The 875-nt window shown below is 49.8% G+C and carries 2 rRNA genes; both read right to left on the minus strand.

The annotated features are described in order from the left end of the window. Positions 1 to 206, minus strand: a 23S ribosomal RNA gene (locus ACLIBG_RS15590); the annotation flags it as partial. A gap of 452 nt (positions 207 to 658) precedes the next feature. Then, positions 659 to 875 (minus strand): 16S ribosomal RNA (locus ACLIBG_RS15595); the annotation flags it as partial.

Below are 875 nucleotides of genomic sequence, written 5' to 3' on the forward strand. Positions count from 1 at the left end.
TGAGATGTTTCAGTTCCCCGGGTATGCCTCATGCACCCTATGTATTCAGGTCCATGTGCTATTCCATTACGAATAGCGGGTTGCCCCATTCGGAAATTCCCGGATCAATGTCTACTTACGACTCCCCGGGACATATCGGTGTTAGTCCCGTCCTTCTTCGGCTCCTAGTACCAAGGCATCCACCGTGCGCCCTTATTCACTTAACTAACGTAAATAAGCTGTAACGCTTTACTTTCTGTTGATGTCATTGATTACTCAATTCTTATTTAGTTTTCAAGGTACAAGCTTCCACAAGACGTGGTGACTTCTGTGTTCGCCACACGATGTGGCGGTTTTTAACAGAAGATCCTTAACCTTACACTTTATAGTGGCAGGGTCATGCGATTGAGGTATTTACTCCCTCAAAACTGAACAAACAACTTCGTATGTCTTAGGCCTGCAGGATGCAGGTCATACCGATGTTGCCACACGATGTGGCGAACTTAATCGGCTTCCGTAGTCCAGGTCAAGCGCCTATCGACTAGCAGACTTCCTTCTCCTTCCTACGATAAGTCAACATCGATTCGCCAAAAGGCTCATCGTGTTTCCTTTATCTTGTCAGGAGACGTCCAGTCTGTACGTCGATGACCAGGCGCTTTCGCTTCCTAGTTATCCTTAGAAAGGAGGTGATCCAGCCGCACCTTCCGATACGGCTACCTTGTTACGACTTCACCCCAATCATTGGCCCCACCTTCGGCGGCTGGCCCCTAAAAGGTTACCTCACCGACTTCGGGTGTTGCCGACTCTCGTGGTGTGACGGGCGGTGTGTACAAGGCCCGGGAACGTATTCACCGCGGCATGCTGATCCGCGATTACTAGCGATTCCGGCTTCATGC

Source organism: Virgibacillus sp. W0181, from assembly GCF_051846915.1.
Classification (GTDB): domain Bacteria; phylum Bacillota; class Bacilli; order Bacillales; family Amphibacillaceae; genus JBPYCR01.